This window comes from Peribacillus sp. TH16, from assembly GCF_016651095.1.
Taxonomy (GTDB): domain Bacteria; phylum Bacillota; class Bacilli; order Bacillales; family DSM-1321; genus Peribacillus; species Peribacillus butanolivorans.
Window position 1 is genome coordinate 1 of the sequence record NZ_JAEKEM010000008.1, and the last position, 642, is coordinate 642.

Here is a 642-nt window from a genome sequence, read left to right on the forward strand (position 1 = left end):
AGCTTACAAAACACCAGCCATTACAAGCTACCTTTTTGGGAAAGAAATCACACCAGCTTTACCCTATACACGTCCACGAACAAAAGAAGGGTTCTTTCGCAAGCATGACTATGTTTACGATGAACATTTTGATTGTTATCTCTGCCCATCGGGCGAGATTTTAAAGTACTCAACAACAAATAAAGAGGGCTATCGCGAGTACAAATCACCCAAACACACTTGTGCGACATGCTCATTTTTATCACAGTGTACAGTAAGCAAAGACCATCAAAAAGTGGTGACACGCCATATCTGGCAAAATTATATGGAAGAAGCAGATCATCTGCGTCATCACAAGGATGTAAAACCTATATATGCGAAACGTAAAGAAACAATAGAGCGTGTATTCGCAGATGCAAAAGAAAAGCATGGTATGCGTTGGACTACTTTAAGGGGACTTAAAAAATTGTCGATGCAGGCGATGCTTACTTTCGCTGCCATGAATTTAAAGAAGATAGCCAATTGGACATGGCAAGGTCCAAGAATGGCTTAATAAAGTGGGCTCGTAGAGGCCCAATCTCTTAATCTTGAGCAAAATTCAAAGGGAATTTCAAAAGGGGTCCGGAATTAAAACATTCCGAACCCCTTTTGTCTACAAACTGA

1 protein-coding gene is annotated in these 642 nt (G+C 40.5%); it reads left to right on the plus strand.

Features of this window, described 5'->3' with window-relative positions:
• Nucleotides 1-532 (plus strand): transposase (locus JFV29_RS14185; RefSeq protein ID WP_201184661.1); only part of this gene is annotated, 532 nt, incomplete at its 5' end.
• Nucleotides 533-642: the final 110 nt, after the last annotated feature.